Origin of the sequence: Pseudomonas sp. PvP028, assembly GCF_017832255.1 — a bacterium.
Classification (GTDB): domain Bacteria; phylum Pseudomonadota; class Gammaproteobacteria; order Pseudomonadales; family Pseudomonadaceae; genus Aquipseudomonas; species Aquipseudomonas syringae.
In genome coordinates this window covers 5,090,706-5,108,206 of record NZ_JAFIBL010000001.1, presented here as the reverse complement: position 1 = coordinate 5,108,206, position 17,501 = coordinate 5,090,706, and the positions used below count along the sequence as shown (strand labels likewise).

Genomic DNA, 17,501 nt, shown 5'->3' with positions numbered 1-17,501 from the left:
GCTTGTTCAGGCCGGGGGCGCATGAAGTCCGTCAGAGGTCGCGGGCGACCCGGAAACCCAGCCAGTCGCCCCGTACATCCGGCTGGCGGCTGTTGCGGTTGCCGGAGCGCGAGAAAATCGGCGCTTCGGTCCAGTCATTGCCGCGAATCATCTTCCAGGTGCAATCACCGGCCAGCCATGCGCTGCCATCGGTGGGCGCGCCATTGTAGTTGCTGGTCTCGCAATCGGCAGTCCATTCGTAGACGTTGCCGTGGGCGTCGTAGATGCCGAAATCGTTAGGGCTGTAGCTGCCAGCGGGCGCTGTGTAGCTGAAACCGTCTTCCGGGCCGTAGGTGTTGGCGTGTTTGGCGATGCTGTAGGGCTTGCCTTCGTCCATCGGAAACGGGAAGGAGCCCTTGCTGCTGCCGCGTGCTGCGTATTCGCGCTGGGCTTCGCTGACCATGTGGTAGGACTTGCCGGTCTTTTTCGACAGCCATTCGACATACGTCTTGGCTTCGTTCCAGTCCATGCACACCGCAGGCTGACGCGGGCTCAGCGGGTAGCGCGGTGTGCCGGCCTTGCACTCGCGACCCGGCCGGGTATCGCCGTCCGGCATTTTGTAGCCGGAGCTCTTGATGTAAGCGTTCCACTCGCCGCTCAGCACCTGAAAACGGCTGATGGCGAAGGGTTTCGCGAAGGTCACGTCATGCAGAGGACCTTCGTCCGGCTGACGACCCAGTTCCTCTTCGGGCGCACCCATGGTGAAGGTGCCCGCAGGCAGCACGACCATTTCCGGGCAGTCCTTGCAGTCCTTGAACACTTTTCCGGGCGCGGGCACCGCTGCGGGCGTGGCGGCGAGGGTGGTGCCACATAGCAACAGGCCGAGCAGGGCGGACAGGGGCAGCAGTGTTTTTTTCATGACGGGTCTCGATGGAAAACGGAAAACAGGTGATCAGTGCATTTGTGTCAGGCGCGCCGGGCGAGCAGCGTCATGAAACGATCGATTTCGGCTTCGCTGTTCAGCAGCCCCGGCGCGGTGCGCACCACCGGGCCGACGTCGCGACTCACCGCGTCAACGACCATGCGCTGCTTCATCAGCCAGGCCGCCACGTCGTCGCACGACTGGCCCTTGAGCCGGAAGAAACTGAAGCCCGCCGACAGCGCAGGGTCCATGGGCGTCACCAGCTCGACATTGGGCTGGGCCTTGAGGCGCTGCTTGAGGTAACTGTTGAGCTGGTGAATACGTGCCTGCACATCGGCCTTGCCCAGTTTCAGGTGCAGTTTGAAGGCCTCGTTCAACGCCCAGCGGTGTTCGAACGAGTGGTAGCCACCGGGCGTCATGATCGTGCTGAAACCGGTGGCTTCCGAGAACGTCGGGATCAGCGGCGTGAGGTCCTTGACCTGTTCCGAGCGGGCGCAGACGATGCCGGTACCGCGTGGACCGAACAGCCACTTGTGGGTGCCGGCGACATAGAAGTCGCACTTCATCTCCGGGAAGTCGAGGTTCTCGACGCCAAAGCCATGCACGCCGTCGACCACATAGAGGATGCGGTCCTGGTCGTCACGGTTGCGGTTGTGTTCCTCGACCAGATCGCCGATGGCCCCGATGGGCAGTTTCACGCCGCTGCCGGACTGCACCCAGGTCATGCCCAGCACCCGCGTCTTCGGCTGGATACTGCGCGCGATGGAGCCGATGATTTCGTCGACCGAGACGGTAGCCGGGTCCTTGAACAGGCGAATCTTGCGCACCTGCGTGCCGTCGCGCTGCTGGCGGAATTTGAGGATGTCGCGGACGCAGGAATGCTCGTGTTCGGTGGTCAGAATCTCCTGATCCGGGCGCACATGGAGACCGCCGTAGATGATCGCCAGGCCTTCAGTGGTGCTGCCGGTCAGGGCGATCTGGCCGGGTTGGGCGTTCAGGTACTTGCCCGCCCAGACGCGAACCTCGTGTTCGCGGCGCTCGGTCTCTCCCAGGTCCCAGTCCATGGCCAGACCGGGATTGCGGTCGATATGCGCGCGATGCTGTTCGATGGCCTGACGAACCGGTGCAGGGTGCGAGGTGACCAGAAAATTGGAGAGGTGAACGTAGTCCGGGTCCTGATTGAACAATTGTTTCAGGCGCGTCCATTTATCCGTGGAGGCCGGCTGAGTGGCTGGCGTCATGGCCGCCGTTGCCAGGCTGGAGCCCAGTGGCAGGGCTGCGGCCAGCACTCCGGCCTGTTTGAGAAAGGTTCTGCGATCAGTCATGAGCGTCTGCGCCTGAGGGTCGGGTAGCGGCGTTTGAGAGATTCATGTGCTTCACATCCGGGCGAGCAGCAGCCTGAACCTGCTCCCAGACGCGCAGAAAGTTGCCGCCCCAGAGCTTGGTGATATCCGCTTCGGCGTAGCCGCGCTCGATCAGTTCGGCCGTCACGTTGCGGATCTCGCTGACATCGTTGAAGCCTTTCACGCCGCCGCCATCGTTGAAGTCGGAGCTGATGCCGACGTGGTCGATGCCGATTTTGCGGACGGTGTAATCGATGGCGTCGACGAAGTCCTTGACCGTGGCTTTGGGCTCCTCCTCAAGAATCGCGTACAGCTTGCTGGCATAGGCGCCGAAGCGTTGTTCCGGCCAGACGGTGATGATCGGGTCGCCGGGCATCAGCGCCATGGCCAGGTTCGGCAGCGGTGGCAGGTCGAAGTCCTTGCGCAGCGCGTTGAGCTTGTCCTGGGTTTTCTGGCTCAGCGGCTTCAAATAGGCCGGGAACGCTACGATCTGCACCACGCCGCCGCTGCGCTTGATGAGCTGCAGTTCCTCGTCGCTGAGGTTGCGCGGGATGTCCACCAGCGCACGCGGCGCCGAGTGCGAGGCGACCATGGGCGTACGGCTCAGCTCGCTGACCTGTTGCAGCGCCTTGCTCGACATCTGCGACACGTCGATGATCACACCCAGGTCGTTGAGGCGGCGCACGGCCTGCCTGCCGATCTCCGACAGGCCGCCCAGAGCGTCGGGCGTGTCATTGAGAAAGGGCAGGGGGCGTGAAGAATCGGCCCAGCTGTTGTTGCCAACGTAACTGAAACCGAACATGCGCATGCCGCGTGCGGTCCAGTGGTCCAGCAGGCTCAGGTCATTACCCAGCGGGTAAGCGTTGAGCATGCTGATGAAGATCGCAAACTTGCCTTCGCCGTGCAGGCGGCGCATGTCGTCCGGGGTGTAGGCGATGCCGACCTGATTGGGGAAATCGCGCACCAGCCCGCTGATGATCCGGTAGCGCACTTCCTGCTGATGGCGTGCTTCGTCGACGAAACCGGGTGTCGGACGATGCGGGGCGTTGTCGCCGTTCCAGATCTCCGGCCAGCCGAATACCGTCAGTGCAGCCCCGGACAGGCGTCCGCGCGCGGCTTTCACCAGGTCGAACTGCCCCGAGCCGTCCTTGTCGGCTTCGTTGCCCTCGCTGCCGAATTTCATCGGCACGGTGATGTGGCTGTCGAAGGAAATGATCCGCTCCTGCAGGTCGTCGGCCTGTTGCATGACCTTGACCGGGTAGCCTGCCGGCGACCAGTAATTCCAGGCCAGAAAGCCCGTACCTGCACTAATGGCCAGGGCCAGCGGCAGGCCGATGAAGAGAGCTTTTTTCCAACGCGGTCTTGTCATTTCCGTCTCGTGTGGTTAACCGTTGCGCAGCCAGCGACGGCTGTTGCTATCTGGTGGAGAACGAGCGGATCGCCGATAAATTTAGCGCGGGGGCATGGATGTGGGTACAGCGCTAAATTTGTCTGCCGGTTTTACGTTCTAGCTTGGATAACGGCTGTCTCGGGGCTGGAACAGGTAGGGTAATGACGATTTCTCGACGAGGGTTCATAGCGGGGCTGGCGCTGACCGGTGCGGCAGTTCCGGCAGCGTATTACGCGCATCGGGAACTCACCCGGGTCGACCTGCCTGAAACGCCGGGCGAAGCGACGGCGGGGCCTGCCGATACCGCCACCCAGCGCCTGGCCGACAAGTTGCGCGGTGTGTGGACTCTGCGCTTTGAGGGGCGCGATGCCGGGCTTGGCGGTGCGCCGCTCGAAGGCCTGGAAATGTTTCTCGACATCGCCCCGCGCGGTCGCGGTCTGCGCGGCTATATCGACACGGCCGACCAATTGCGCGGCGATGCGCTGCCGCGTTTTCGGGTGATTGGCGATCTGCAACCGGCCAACGCCGCAAGACTCTATCTGCGGGTCATGGACGGGCATGCCGGCAATGATCCGCACAGCGACAGCCCGGATTACGAATTCAGCCTGACCCTCGATGAAGTCTGGGGCGCGTTCGGTAACGCGGGCAGCGGCACTCTGAGCGGGCGTATCGAACGTCTTGACCGACCGCTGGCCCTGCCCGAACTGGAAAACCGTCTGATCGCGATCAAACAGGTGTTTCCAGAAGCGCGGGAAAGGGTGGGCCTGAGTCCGCCGTTTCTGGCCTGGCTGGTTTCCAGGGAGCATCGTCTGTTCCATCAGCTCTGGCATGCCTCGCGAGACAAATGGCACAAGTTGCCGGAAGACAAGCGTGACGCATTGCGCGGCATCGGCTGGCAGCCGGGGCCGCGTGATCATGAGCGCGATGCGCGTGGCCCGCACAAGGACCGCAACGGCTCGGGTGAAGACTTCTTTTATATGCACCGGCACATGCTGATCCAGGCACGCAGGATTCAGGACTTGCCGTCCTGGCCGCGTTTTCCGCTGCCGCAGCCTGAGCTGGAGCGCGACCGCCTGGGCTTTGCCCGCTATTTCGACAATCACGACGGTTGTTCGCTGCCGCCCAACTGGCTGGCGCATGGTGACGAGGAATACACACAGCTGGTCAGCGATATCAAAAGCCACGAGACGTTTCATACGCATTTTCAGGTCTGGGAATCGCAGTATCGCGATCCGCGTTTTTTGTCGAAGCTGACCCTGGGCCAGTTTGGTTCGCAGGTCGAACTGGAACTGCACGACTGGCTGCACATGCGCTGGGCCTCGGTGGCCCGAGATCCGGCCAACGGCCAGCCGGTGCCAATGGCACGTCGTTCGGATGATTTTGCCGAGCGCTGGTTCGCGCCGGAAAACGACTTTCTCGCCGACCCGTTTTCATCGCACGTGAACCCGGTGTTCTGGATGTTCCATGGCTGGATTGACGACCGCATTGAGGACTGGTTCCGCGCCCACGAGCGCTTTCATCCGGGCGAAGTGAAGCGCCTGGAAGTCAACGGCGTGCCGTGGTTTGCGCCAGGCCGCTGGGTGAATGTCAGCGATCCCTGGCTGGGGCCTGAAACGCACGGTTGCAGCACAGTGCCCGGCCAGGCTGCAGGCACGACCATGGAAATGGACCCGGAAGTCATGAAGCTGGCGCTGCGGATTACTTTTGCTGCGGATGACAGGTTGAGCAACCTGCTTCGCCGTGTGTCGCGCAGGCCGTGGTATGCCCGGAATCTGTTGCCGGACAGGTGGTTTTGACGAACGACGGTTGAGATTGTCGTTCTCTACGCTCCAGCGTGGGAGTGCCGTCTATGACGCTCTGCGTCGCAAGAGGACGCAGAGCGTCCAGAAAGGCATGCGACGCGGAGCGTCGCACGATAGTGGTGGGATTATCGTTCCTTGCGTGACGCTCAGCGCACCTGCCAGCCCCCACCCAGTGCCTTGTACAGCGCGATGCTCGCCTGCAGGCGCGCCAGCCGCAGTTGCACACTGACATCCTGCGCCAGGTACAGCGTGCGCTGGGTTTCCAGTACGGTGAGCAGGTCCTCGGCGCCTTCCTGATAGCGGCTCTGGGCGATGCGGAAGGCGGTTTGCGCCTGTTTGAGTTCTTCTTCGTGCCAGTAGCGCTGTTGATCCAGGCCGTGAATGCTGTTCAAGGCTTTTTCCACGTCGGCGAAGCTGTTGATGATTGCGCCGCGATAGGTTTCCAGCAGCTCTTCCTGACGCGCTGTGGCCTTGTCGCGCTCTGCAGCCAGGCGACCATTGTTGAAGATCGGTCCGACCAGCCCGGCAGCGAGGCTGCTGAACGGTGCGCGCAGCCAGTCTTCGGCGCGGGTGTTTTCGGTGCCGAGCCTGGCGCTCAGGGTCAGTTTCGGCAGCATGGCGGCGCGGGCGACGGTGACATTGGCCTGTGCCGCCGCCAGTTCGGCTTCGGCCTTGGCCAGATCAGGGCGGCGGGTCAGTAGTTCGCTGGGCAGGCCGGGGCCGATGTCCGGCCAGTTCAGGGTGTCGAAGGGCTGATCCGCGAGGTGCAGATTCTGCACCGGCTGACCGAGCAAGGCTGACAGGGTGATCAACTGCTCGTTGGCCAGTTGCTGAACACGGGGCAGTTCACGCTGCTGGGTCGCAACCAGATTCTTCTGCTGCGCCAGCTCCAGAGCGGTAGCTGAACCCGATTCATAGCGCGTCTGCACCAGACGCAGCACGTCTTGTGCGTTGGTCAGGTTCAGTTCGGCAATCCGCCCTTGCTCGCGCGCCGCCAGGGTTTGCGCATAGCGATCGGCGACGTTGGCCAGCAGGGTCAGCTCCACGGTCGCCTGATCGAACTGGCTGGCGCGCAGGCCCTGTAGTGCGCTGTCGCGTCCCGCTGCGATGCCGCCCCAGAAATCCACTTCATAGCTGGCGGTCAGGTCGCTGGTGAAGTTGTTGGTGTTGTTGTCATCTGAAGGGTTGGCCTTGCGGTCGCTGTTGCGCACGAATTTGTTGTGTTCACCGCGCACGTCAAACGCCAGCTCCGGCAGTAACGGCGCGCCGCCGATGATAGCGCTGGCCTGCGCCTGACGAACCCGCGCCATCGCCGCAGCGACTTCGTGGCTGTCGCGGCTGGCCTGTTCGATCAGGCGATTCAGCTGCGGACTGCCGAACTGCCGCCACCAACGCACGTCGCTGCGCTGTGCGGCGGCGTTTTCGGCAAACGCCCAGCTTGCTGGTGGCTGGATGCCGCTGCCCAGCGGCGGAGCAGGCGTCTGGCAAGCGCTCAGCAACAGGCAGGCAGTCAAAACGGAGAGACTGGTCTTCATTGATCGATCATTCACTGGTGAGGGCCGCGACCGGGTCGAGGCGAGCAGCTTTGCGGGCCGGCATGAAGCCGAAGATCACGCCGGTGATCAGGGCGCAGGCAAACGCCCCGGCCACAGCCGGCAGGGTGAACGCCACCGCCACCTTGCTAAGCAGCAGCGCTGCGCCCATGCCCAGCGCCAGCACGATACCGGCCAGCCCGCCGACCACGGAAAGCATCACTGCCTCGGTGAGGAACTGCCGCAAGATGTCGCTCTGCCGCGCGCCGGTGGCCATGCGGATGCCGATTTCACGGGTGCGTTCGCGCACCGTCATCAGCATGATGTTCATCACGCCGATGCCGCCGACCAGCAAGGAAATGGCGGCAATCGAGCCGAGCATCAGCGACAGGGTATTCTGGGTGCGTGCTTCGGCCTGGATCATCGCGGCGTTGTTGGTCAGCTCGTAATCCTGTTTGCCGTGATGCAGTTGTTGCAGCAGGTCGCGTATCGATTGTTCGGCCTGTTTGACGTTGTTGGCGTCGCGGGTGGCGATGGTGATGTACTCGGGGTCCTGCGTGCCGAACAGGCGGATGCTGGCCGACGAGTAGGGGATGGCGATGCGATTGTCGCTGTCCAGATCGCCCGACGTGGCGCCTTTTTCCTGCAGCACGCCGACCACCTGAAAAGGCACGTTTTCGATCAGGATGTACTGGCCGACAGGGTCGGTCTGTTCGTCGAACAGTTTCTGGCGCACCTTGTGGCCAATCACAGCCACTGCCGCTGCGTTCTGCTCATCCGCCTCGCTGAAATAACTGCCTTCCACCACCGGCCAGTTGAAGATCGCCGGAAAGTGCGTGTCATTACCGCCGACGTAACTGGAGTGATCGACGTTGCCGTAGCGCACCCCGGCCTGGCCGCCGTTGACCGGCATGATCATCTTGACCTCGGGCAACTGGCCCAGCGCGGCGACTTCCTCCAGGGTGATGACGCCCTTGGGCGCACGCGGATTGGGCGCCTTGCCGTTGAGGTAAATGATGTTGGAGCCGAACGACGACATCTGCGCCATGACCTGACGCTTGCTGCCTTCGCCGACGGCCAGCATCACCACCACCGACGCCACGCCGATGACGATGCCCAGCAGCGTCAGCGCAGTTCGGAAGCGGTTGATCCACATGACGCGCCACGCCGCCTGAACCGCGTCGAGCAGTTCGCCTTGCCAAGCGCTGTGACTGCCGCTGCCCTCGCTCAGGCGCTTGCGCAGGTCGACCGCTTGCAGCGCGGCTGGATTGTCTGCAGGCGGCGTGGGCCGGTCATTGGCGGTATCGCTGATCACCAGGCCATCGCTGATCTCGATGACCCGTTTGGCGCGCGCCGCCACTTCCCGGTCATGGGTGATGAGGATCACCACATGGCCCTGGCTGGCCAGTTCGTCGAGCAGGGTCATCACCTCCGCGCCACTGTGGCTGTCCAGCGCACCGGTGGGCTCGTCGGCGAGGATGATGTGCCCGCCATTCATCAAGGCGCGGGCGATGGAAACCCGTTGCTGCTGGCCGCCGGACAACTGATGCGGTCGATTGCTGGTGCGCGACGCCAGGCCCAGCCGGTCGAGCAGGGCGGCGGCCCGCGCGTGACGCTCTGCGGCGGGCGTCCCGGCATAGATCGCCGGCATCTCGACGTTTTCCTGCGCCGAGCCGGACGGAATCAGGTGATAGCCCTGAAACACGAACCCGAACGCTTCGCGGCGCAGCCAGGCGAGTTCGTCGCTGCCCAGCGCGGCGACGTTTTCTCCGGCGAACAGGTATTCACCCGAGGTCGGACGGTCCAGACAACCGAGGATGTTCATCAGTGTCGACTTGCCGGACCCGGAAGCGCCGACGATCGCCACGAACTCACCGGCATGAATCGACAGATCGATGCCGCGCAGCACGTTGACCAGTGGGCTGTCGCCTCCGCCGTAGGATTTGCGGATGCCTCGCAGGTCGATCAGCGGCGTGCGCATTCAGCCCCCGCTGCCGACGGAGGCGGGCATCAGCAGGCGTTCACCTTCATTCAAGCCGTCGATTACCTGCACGCGCAGACGGTCGCTGATGCCGGTGCGCACCTGACGGTTCTGCACCTCGCCATTGGCAGATAGCACCTGGGCGGTCTGCCTATCAGTCTGCGCCCCGTTTCGCAACGCCGCGAGTGGCGCGGTGAGGGTGTTCTCGGCTTTTTCGGCGACGAAGAATATCTGTGCGGTCATTTCTGCCATCAGCGCCTGATCGCTGTTATCCACGTCCAGCAGCACGGTGTACAGCACCACACGGCCACCGCCGTTTTTGCGCGAACTGCTTGGGCTGCCACCGCCCTGATTGGCTTGATCCAGCGGCCTGGGCGGTACTGGCAGGATCTGCCGCACGGTGCTGCTCCAGCGCCGGTTGCCGCCGCTCAGGGTGGTGAAATAGGCAGTCATGCCGGGTTTGACATGGCCGATATCGGCCTCCGAGACCTCGGCCCAGACCGTCATCGGCGACAAGCGGGCGATGCGCAGAATCAGCGGTGTCTGTTGTTGCGCGTTCAATGTCTGGCCTTCACGTGCGTCGAGTGCCACCACTGTGCCGCTCATGGGCGCAAAAATACGGGTGTAGCCCAGCGCCGCTTCGTCGCTGCGCATGGCGGCCTGGGCTTCGAGAATCTGCGCCTTGAACATATCGACCCGTGCCTGGGTGGCGCGAAATTCCGATTCTGCAGCCTGCACGTCCTCGGCCCGTGTGGCACCGCCTGCGGCGAGGCGCTTCTGGCGCTGCTGCTTCTGTTCGGCCAGTTCGTGCAGCGCACGCTGTTCCTGCAATTGCGCCTTGAGGTTATCGATGGCGTAGCGTGCGGCGTCGAGCTTGGCTTTTTGCGTCGAAGGGTCGATCTCGACCAACAGGTCGCCTTCCTTGACCTGGTCGCCGACCTGGGCGTGGATTTTCATGATCTGCCCACTGGCCTGCGAACCCACGTCCACGTAGCTGCGCGGCTGCAGGGTACCGAGCGCCGTGACGCTGTTTTCGATCGTGCCGCGAGTCACCGTCACAGTCGCGGCGCTGCCTTTGCTGTCGGGCAGGATCTGCCAGGCGCATACGGCAATGACCGGGAACAGGCACAGCGCCACCAGGAGGGCGCGTCGAGGATGTCGAGAGCGTTTCATGCAGATTCCTGCGCTGGGAGATCAGTCGGTCGGTGAACGACGGCCACGAGAGCTGCCCTTTAAACGAGGCATGCCGGCAGGAATTTAGCGTCGAACACGGGTTATCCGCTTCGGCTAAACATCAGCGTCCGTGCTTCGTTTAACGGGAGCGGCTAATTCGGGTCGTCTTGTCGAGTTGGAGTCAGCGTGAATATGTCCAGACCCCTGTGCGGTTTTCTGTTTGCAGGTCTTTCATTGGCTGTGATTTTGCCCGCGCAGGCCTTGGTTGAGCCTGGAAATCAGGCGGCCAGGGCCGAGATCCGGCGGACCGGTTTTGGCGTGCCGCATATCGTTGCCGCCAATGAGCGCGGTCTGGGCTACGGCATCGGTTATGCCTACGCGCAGGACAACCTGTGCCTGCTGGCCAATGAGGTCGTTACCGTAAACGGCCAGCGCTCGCGCTATTTCGGCCCGGACAAGGCGACCCTTGAGCAGCGCAACAACATGGCCAGTGACCTGCTGTTCCAGTGGCTCAATACGCCGCAGGCACTGGCGGATTTCTGGAAGGCGCAGCCGCTGGAGATTCGCGAGTTGATGCAGGGCTATGTCGCCGGTTACAACCGTTCGCTGGCCGAGCAGACCACCCAAGGCCTGCCGCAACCCTGTGCGGCCGAGTGGGTCCGGCCGATCAGCACTGATGACCTGGTGCGTTTGACCCGTCGCCTGCTGGTCGAGGGGGGCGTGGGGCAGTTCGCCGAAGCGCTGGCCGGTGCCACGCCGCCTGCGCTGCAGAAGCCACTGCAGGTAAATGCTCAGCAGGTTCAGGCGCTGCAACTGGCCGCAGCGCGTAATCAGCGTTTTGCCCTGGAGCGCGGCAGCAATGCAGTGGCAATAGGGCGCGAGCTGTCCGCCAACGGGCGTGGCATGCTGCTGGCCAATCCGCATTTTCCATGGGCTGGCGGCATGCGTTTCTATCAAATGCATCTGACCATTCCCGGCAAACTCGACGTGATGGGCGCAGCGCTGCCGGGCCTGCCGCTGATCAATATCGGCTTCAATCAGCATCTGGCCTGGAGCCATACCGTCGACACGTCGAAACACTTCACGCTGCATCGCCTGCAGCTCGACCCGAAGGATTCCACCCGTTACCTGCTGGATGGCCAATCGGTTGCCATGGGCAAGCAGCAGGTGAGTGTCGACGTGAAGCAAGCGGATGGCAGCCTGAAGTCGGTGCGACGCATCGTCTATTCGTCCATATTCGGTCCGGTGGTGCAATGGCCGGGCAAGCTGGACTGGGACAATAAGTTTGCCTTCAGCCTGCGTGATGCCAACCTGCAAAATGATCGGGTGTTGCAGCAGTGGTATGCAATGGACAAGGCCGACAGCCTCAAGGCGTTTGAGGATTCGGTGCACAAGATCCAGGGCATTCCGTGGGTCAACACCCTGGCAGTCGATGCCAAGGGGCAGGCGCTGTACATGAACCTCTCGGTGGTGCCGAACGTTGACGCCGCCAGGCTTGCCCGATGCAGTGATCCGCGCATCGGCACGGAACTGATCGTGCTCGACGGCTCGCGCAGTGAATGCAACTGGAAGGTCTCCGCAGAGGCGGCACAAGCCGGTATCTATCCGTCCTCGCGCCAGCCGCAACTGCTGCGAACCGACTTCGTGCAGCACTCCAACGATTCGGCGTGGATGGTCAATCCCGCTGCGCCGTTGAAGGACTTTTCGCCGCTGATCAGCCAGGACGGCCAGCCGCTGGGACAGCGAGCGCGTTTTGCGCTGGATCGGCTGGGCAGCCTGAAAAAGGCGGGCAAGATCAGCGTCGAGAACCTGCAAGCGATGGTCATGGACAACGAGGTCTATCAGGCCGGGCAAGTGCTGCCGGATCTGCTCAGTTTCTGTGCCTCGGAGCTGGGTGATGATGCGGCGCGTCTGACGCCGCTGTGTACCGCGCTGAAAGCCTGGGATGGACGCGCTGACCTGAACAGTAGCATCGGCTTCTTGTACTTCCAGAGAATCGTGACGTCCATGCAGGCTGTTGCCTTGCGCTGGCGCGTGGAGTTCGACCCACGGGACCCGGTTCACACGCCGAGCGGGCTGGCGATTGAGAACCCTCAGGTCGCCACTGCATTGCGCGCTGCCATGTTGGCCGCAGTGGATGAAGTGACCAAGGCAGGCCTCTCGGCAGGCAGTAAATGGGGCGACATTCAGGTCTCCAGCATCAGCGGCAAGCAGATCCCTATTCATGGCGGGCCGGCCGGGCTGGGCGTCTACAACGCCATGCAGACAATCGCTGGCAAGGACGGCAAGCGCGAGGTGGTCAGTGGCACCAGCTACCTGCAGGTGGTGTCGTTCGACGAGCACGGCCCCAAGGCGCAGGGTTTACTGGCGTTCTCGGAGTCGAGCAATCCACAGTCAGCCCATTCAAGCGACCAGACTGAGGCGTTTTCAAAAAAACAGTGGCAAGCATTGCCGTTCACTGATCAGCAGATCAAGGCTGATCCTGCGTATGAGGTGCAGGTGATAAGCGAGGAGGCCAATCGCTGAAAGAGGCAAGAAAAGCGTTTGGGCCATGCGGCCCAAATGCGCTTGCCGGGAATCAGCCGCCGGGTGTATCAATGTCAGCGTCAACGCCAGTGGTGGGCTGATGATTGCGTAAATCCTCGGTTTTTTCTTCCGGCTCATGGTCAGGCACATAGGCGCTGTCGCTGTTTGACTGGCTCTGCGACTGAGTCTGTGACTGGCTGGGGGAAGGCGTCTGGCCCTGGCTCTGGCCATTGCCCTTTTCAGTCCCGGGTTTTACGTCCCCGACCTGCGGCTCGATTGCCGGATCGTTGCGGTCCGGGCCCGGGCTGGCAGGTGCGTCCTGATTTGGCGTCGGTTCTTTCTGACGTTGCGGTTCGATAGACATGGGTACCTCGATATCTGGTTCAGAAAATGTGCTGACAGAGTTTCGAGGCAGGTTTTTTCAGATCGTTCGATGGAAAGTGCCCAGCGGAGCAGGGAGCAGGGAGCAGGGAGCAGGGAGCAGGGAGCTGGGAGCTACAAGCCGCAAGCCGCAAGCTGCAAGCTGCAAGCTGCAAGCTACAAGCTACAAGCTACAAGCTACAAGCTACAAGCAAGAGCGGTTCTGCTTTTACTTGCAGCTTGCAGCTTTCGGCTTGCAGCTTAAAGCTTAAAGAACCTGCTTGATCGCGTCACACACTACGTCAATGTTCTTCTGATTCAGCGCGGCCACGCAGATACGCCCGGTGTCCAGCGCGTAGATGCCGAACTCGCTGCGCAGGCGCTGGGCCTGTTCGGCGGTCAGACCGGAGTAGGAGAACATGCCGCACTGGCGCGCGACGAAGCTGAAGTCCTGACCGGCCGGATTATCAGCCAGACGCTCGACCATCGCCTTGCGCATGCCCTGGATGCGCAGGCGCATTTCGCCCAGTTCCTCTTCCCACATTGCGCGCAACGTCGGGTCGTTAAGCACCGCTGCGGAGATGATCGCACCGTGGGTCGGCGGGTTGGAGTAGTTGGTGCGGATCACGCGTTTGACCTGGGACAGGACGCGAGTGGTTTCTTCTTTCGATTCGGTAATGATCGACAACGCGCCGACGCGTTCGCCATAAAGCGACAGCGATTTGGAGAACGAGCTCGAGGCGAAGAAGGTCAGGCCCGACTCGGCGAACAGGCGCACTGCCAGCGCATCTTCCTGAATGCCCTGACCGAAGCCTTGATAGGCCATGTCCAGAAACGGGACGTGGCCCTTGGACTTGACCACTTCCAGCACTTTTTTCCAGTCATCCAGGCTCAGGTCGACCCCGGTCGGGTTGTGGCAGCAGGCGTGCAGCACGACCACCGAGTTGTTCGGCAGGTTGTGCAGGTCTTCGAGCATGCCGGCACGGTTCACGTCGTGAGTGGCAGCGTCGTAGTAGCGATAGTTCTGCACCGCAAAGCCCGCGGTTTCAAACAGCGCACGATGGTTTTCCCAGCTCGGGTCGCTGATGGCGACGACGGCATCGGGCAGCAACTGCTTGAGGAAGTCGGCACCGATCTTCAGTGCGCCGGTGCCGCCGACCGATTGGGTGGTCAGCACGCGGCCCGAGGCGATCAGCGGCGAATCGGCGCCCAGCAACAGTTTTTGCACGGCCTGGTCATAGGCGGCAATACCGTCGATCGGCAGGTAGCCACGCGGGGCATGCTGGGCCACGCGGACCTTCTCGGCTTCGGCCACGGCGCGCAGCAGGGGAATGCGCCCGTCTTCATCACAGTAGACGCCTACGCCAAGGTTGACCTTGGTGCTGCGGGTGTCGGCGTTGAAGGCTTCGTTGATACCCAGGATCGGATCGCGGGGTGCCATTTCGACAGCGGAAAACAGGCTCATGGTGCGGCGGCTCTTGGTGAAGAGTGGGAAGGGGACACGCTGAGGCTCGATGCGCCAAAGCGGTGCGCAAACAGAGCGTAGTATAGAGAGCATCCCCTCGGTGATCGACAGTGCAGGGCGGGTTTTTTACAGGTTTTTGCGCATATTTGTAGAACGTTCGTTCGGTTAAAACCTCAATGCTTTAAGTGGGTGGCTTGAAAGGCTGATATATGACTCCATCTATTAGCCATCACTTCAAAACATCGCACGCCTGCTTCCCGGCGGGAACGGCTGTTTGCGATGATTTCGTCGTTGCGCGCCGTCATGCGCCGACGAATATTTCCAGTTGTGCCGTCGAGGCGGTCAGGTCGCGGAAAGATTCACGCGAACCCGTCACGCGCACCATTCAAGAGGTCAGTTATGTCCGAGTTCCAGCTCGTTACCCGCTTTGAGCCAGCCGGCGATCAGCCCGAGGCCATTCGCCAACTGGTCGAAGGGATCGACGCCGGGCTCGCGCACCAGACCTTGCTCGGGGTGACCGGCTCGGGCAAGACGTTCAGCATCGCCAACGTGATTTCGCAGATCAAGCGCCCGACGCTGGTGCTGGCGCCGAACAAGACCCTGGCCGCGCAGTTGTATGGCGAATTCAAGGCGTTTTTCCCGAACAACGCCGTGGAATACTTCGTTTCCTACTACGACTACTACCAGCCCGAAGCCTATGTGCCGTCGTCCGACACCTTCATCGAGAAGGATGCGTCGATCAACGACCACATCGAGCAGATGCGTCTGTCGGCGACCAAGGCGCTGCTGGAGCGCAAGGATGCGATCATCGTCACCACGGTGTCGTGCATCTACGGTCTGGGCAGTCCGGAAACCTACCTGCGCATGGTCATGCACATCGACCGCGGCGACAAACTCGATCAGCGTGCCTTGCTGCGCCGCCTGGCCGACCTGCAATACACCCGTAACGACATGGACTTTGCCCGTGCGACATTCCGGGTGCGCGGTGATGTGATCGACATCTACCCGGCCGAATCCGATCTGGAAGCGATTCGTATCGAGCTGTTCGATGACGAGGTCGAGAGCCTGTCGGCGTTCGATCCGCTGACCGGCGAGGTGATCCGCAAGCTGCCGCGCTTCACCTTCTACCCGAAAAGCCACTACGTCACCCCGCGCGAAACGCTGATCGAAGCGATGGAAAACATCAAGGTCGAGCTGCAGGAGCGTCTCGAATACCTGCGCAGCCAGAACAAACTGGTGGAAGCCCAGCGTCTTGAGCAGCGCACCCGTTTCGACCTGGAAATGATGCTGGAGCTGGGCTACTGCAACGGTATCGAAAACTACTCGCGCTACCTGTCGGGCCGTCCGTCCGGTGCGCCGCCGCCGACCCTGTTCGACTACCTGCCCCCGGATGCGTTGCTGGTGATCGACGAATCCCACGTCAGCGTGCCGCAGGTCGGCGCGATGTACAAAGGTGACCGTTCGCGCAAGGAAACACTCGTCGAGTACGGCTTCCGCCTGCCGTCGGCACTGGATAACCGGCCGATGCGCTTCGACGAGTGGGAGGCGATCAGCCCGCAGACCATTTTTGTCTCGGCGACTCCGGGTAACTACGAGGCCGAGCACGCCGGGCGTATCGTCGAGCAGGTGGTGCGTCCGACCGGCCTGGTGGACCCGCAGATCGAGATTCGTCCGGCGCTGACCCAGGTCGACGATCTGTTGTCGGAAATTCACAAGCGTGCTGCGCTTGAAGAGCGGGTGCTGGTCACCACGCTGACCAAGCGCATGTCCGAGGATTTGACCGACTACCTGAGCGACCACGGGGTGCGCGTGCGTTACCTGCACTCGGACATCGATACGGTGGAACGCGTCGAAATCATCCGCGACCTGCGATTGGGGACATTCGATGTGCTGGTGGGCATCAACCTGCTGCGTGAAGGTCTGGACATGCCGGAAGTGTCGCTGGTGGCGATTCTCGATGCCGACAAGGAAGGCTTCCTGCGTTCCGACCGTTCGCTGATCCAGACCATTGGCCGGGCGGCACGGAACCTCAACGGCCGGGCGATTCTGTATGCCGACCGGATTACCGGCTCGATGGAGCGCGCCATCGGCGAGACCGAGCGACGTCGCGAGAAGCAGATCGCCTTCAACCTGGAACATGGCATTACGCCCAAAGGCGTATTCAAGGACGTCGCCGACATCATGGAAGGCGCCACCGTGCCCGGCTCGCGCAGCAAGAAGCGCAAAGGCATGGCCAAAGCCGCCGAAGAAAACGCCCGCTACGAGAACGAACTGCGCTCGCCGAGCGAGATCAACAAACGCATTCGCCAACTGGAAGAAAAAATGTACCAACTGGCCCGCGACCTGGAATTCGAGGCCGCCGCACAAATGCGCGACGAAATCGGCAAACTGCGCGAGAGGTTGCTGGCGGTTTGAAGCATTGGGCACGCTACTTCTTATGCCTATGCGCCGCGTAGGCATGCAGTTCGTGACGCCCTGCGTCACAAGCCTTTAGTGCCGCACAATGTCATGCTGCGCCTGCATGAGCCCGCCATACGCGCTTTTCGATCACGATGGCACTGACGACGCAGGGTGCGACGTTAGTGACGGCTGAGTCATGGCGCTGATCCGGGGGTAGCCTGGCAGGACGCCAGGCTAGCCGCACCGCGCCATGGATGGCGCGTTGCGGCGACCCCCGGATCAGTGACAGGGCGAAGGAACCCGACGAAGTCGGGCCGGAAACCGGAGCGAGGGGGTTTGCCTACTTTGGCCCCATCAAAGTAGGTCGCCGAGGGGCGAAAAGGTGACCTGAGCCGAACCTCAATCCACCTGACGGCGCAGAGCCGTCGTGTGACGCAGAGCGTCACGAACTGCATTACCACGCGGAGTGGGAACGATATCCACGCCGAGCAGGGACTTTGCTCACTTTGGTCCCTCAAAGTGAGTCGCCGAGGGGCGAAAAGGTGACCTGAGCCGAACCCCAATCCACCTGAAAAAGAAAAACCGCCGTGTGACGCAGAGCGTCACGAACTGCATGCCAACGCGGAGC

General features: G+C 62.2%; 11 protein-coding genes. 3 read left to right on the top strand and 8 right to left on the bottom strand.

The window, feature by feature from the left end; genetic code table 11:
• Positions 1-31: 31 nt before the first annotated feature.
• Genes JOE34_RS21870 through pvdM form a run of 3 tightly spaced genes read right to left on the bottom strand, consistent with a single transcriptional unit; the run spans position 32 to position 3,613 of the window.
• The gene (locus tag JOE34_RS21870) at positions 32-898 is read right to left on the bottom strand and encodes a formylglycine-generating enzyme family protein (protein WP_032660559.1); all 867 of its coding nucleotides are present in this window, start codon (positions 896-898) and stop codon (positions 32-34) included.
• 47 nt (positions 899-945) lie between these two features.
• On the bottom strand, positions 946-2,226 hold the full coding sequence (locus JOE34_RS21865; RefSeq protein ID WP_032660560.1) for an aminotransferase class V-fold PLP-dependent enzyme: 1,281 nt from the start codon (positions 2,224-2,226) through the stop codon (positions 946-948).
• Positions 2,219-3,613, bottom strand: coding sequence for a pyoverdine-tailoring dipeptidase-like protein PvdM (pvdM, locus tag JOE34_RS21860; RefSeq protein ID WP_032660561.1), 1,395 nt, complete (start codon positions 3,611-3,613; stop codon positions 2,219-2,221). Before pvdM ends, JOE34_RS21865 begins: the two co-directional genes overlap by 8 nt.
• A gap of 182 nt (positions 3,614-3,795) precedes the next feature.
• Between pvdM and JOE34_RS21855 the strand changes: the two genes are divergently transcribed.
• Complete coding sequence (locus JOE34_RS21855) at positions 3,796-5,430, top strand: PvdJ/PvdD/PvdP-like protein (RefSeq protein WP_209996659.1); 1,635 nt, start codon at positions 3,796-3,798, stop codon at positions 5,428-5,430.
• A 152-nt stretch (positions 5,431-5,582) separates the two neighbouring features.
• On the opposite strand, the gene JOE34_RS21850 is transcribed toward JOE34_RS21855, so the two are convergent.
• Genes JOE34_RS21850 through JOE34_RS21840 form a run of 3 tightly spaced genes read right to left on the bottom strand, consistent with a single transcriptional unit; the run spans position 5,583 to position 10,122 of the window.
• On the bottom strand, positions 5,583-6,971 hold the full coding sequence (locus JOE34_RS21850) for an efflux transporter outer membrane subunit (protein ID WP_032660566.1): 1,389 nt from the start codon (positions 6,969-6,971) through the stop codon (positions 5,583-5,585).
• 7 nt (positions 6,972-6,978) lie between these two features.
• The gene (locus JOE34_RS21845) at positions 6,979-8,949 is read right to left on the bottom strand and encodes a MacB family efflux pump subunit (protein WP_046267071.1); all 1,971 of its coding nucleotides are present in this window, start codon (positions 8,947-8,949) and stop codon (positions 6,979-6,981) included.
• Positions 8,950-10,122, bottom strand: coding sequence for an efflux RND transporter periplasmic adaptor subunit (locus tag JOE34_RS21840; protein ID WP_046267072.1), 1,173 nt, complete (start codon positions 10,120-10,122; stop codon positions 8,950-8,952).
• 192 nt (positions 10,123-10,314) lie between these two features.
• On the opposite strand from JOE34_RS21840, the gene JOE34_RS21835 reads away from it, so the two are divergent.
• Complete coding sequence (locus tag JOE34_RS21835) at positions 10,315-12,648, top strand: acylase (protein ID WP_209996657.1); 2,334 nt, start codon at positions 10,315-10,317, stop codon at positions 12,646-12,648.
• A 52-nt stretch (positions 12,649-12,700) separates the two neighbouring features.
• Here JOE34_RS21835 and JOE34_RS21830 read toward each other — a convergent pair whose 3' ends face one another.
• Together JOE34_RS21830 and JOE34_RS21825 are read right to left on the bottom strand one after the other, a co-directional pair.
• Positions 12,701-13,012 carry a hypothetical protein gene (locus JOE34_RS21830; RefSeq protein WP_209996656.1) on the bottom strand — a complete coding sequence of 104 codons (312 nt, stop codon included), beginning with the start codon at positions 13,010-13,012 and terminating at the stop codon, positions 12,701-12,703.
• A gap of 264 nt (positions 13,013-13,276) precedes the next feature.
• Positions 13,277-14,473 (bottom strand): amino acid aminotransferase, encoded by a 1,197-nt coding sequence (locus JOE34_RS21825; protein WP_024649960.1) that lies wholly within the window; start codon positions 14,471-14,473, stop codon positions 13,277-13,279.
• Between the two features lie 399 nt (positions 14,474-14,872).
• On the opposite strand from JOE34_RS21825, the gene uvrB reads away from it, so the two are divergent.
• Complete coding sequence (gene uvrB, locus JOE34_RS21820) at positions 14,873-16,888, top strand: excinuclease ABC subunit UvrB (protein WP_024649959.1); 2,016 nt, start codon at positions 14,873-14,875, stop codon at positions 16,886-16,888.
• Positions 16,889-17,501: the final 613 nt, after the last annotated feature.

What these genes read in the sequence shown, in the direction of transcription:
- JOE34_RS21840 (WP_046267072.1), bottom strand. Translation starts at nt 10,122, where the DNA reads ATGAAACGCTCTCGACATCCTCGACGCGCCCTCCTGGTGGCGCTGTGC.
- JOE34_RS21870 (WP_032660559.1), bottom strand. Translation starts at nt 898, where the DNA reads ATGAAAAAAACACTGCTGCCCCTGTCCGCCCTGCTCGGCCTGTTGCTA.
- JOE34_RS21845 (WP_046267071.1), bottom strand. Translation starts at nt 8,949, where the DNA reads ATGCGCACGCCGCTGATCGACCTGCGAGGCATCCGCAAATCCTACGGC.
- JOE34_RS21865 (WP_032660560.1), bottom strand. Translation starts at nt 2,226, where the DNA reads ATGACTGATCGCAGAACCTTTCTCAAACAGGCCGGAGTGCTGGCCGCA.
- JOE34_RS21825 (WP_024649960.1), bottom strand. Translation starts at nt 14,473, where the DNA reads ATGAGCCTGTTTTCCGCTGTCGAAATGGCACCCCGCGATCCGATCCTG.
- pvdM (WP_032660561.1), bottom strand. Translation starts at nt 3,613, where the DNA reads ATGACAAGACCGCGTTGGAAAAAAGCTCTCTTCATCGGCCTGCCGCTG.
- JOE34_RS21855 (WP_209996659.1), top strand. Translation starts at nt 3,796, where the DNA reads ATGACGATTTCTCGACGAGGGTTCATAGCGGGGCTGGCGCTGACCGGT.
- JOE34_RS21835 (WP_209996657.1), top strand. Translation starts at nt 10,315, where the DNA reads ATGTCCAGACCCCTGTGCGGTTTTCTGTTTGCAGGTCTTTCATTGGCT.
- uvrB (WP_024649959.1), top strand. Translation starts at nt 14,873, where the DNA reads ATGTCCGAGTTCCAGCTCGTTACCCGCTTTGAGCCAGCCGGCGATCAG.
- JOE34_RS21850 (WP_032660566.1), bottom strand. Translation starts at nt 6,971, where the DNA reads ATGAAGACCAGTCTCTCCGTTTTGACTGCCTGCCTGTTGCTGAGCGCT.
- JOE34_RS21830 (WP_209996656.1), bottom strand. Translation starts at nt 13,012, where the DNA reads ATGTCTATCGAACCGCAACGTCAGAAAGAACCGACGCCAAATCAGGAC.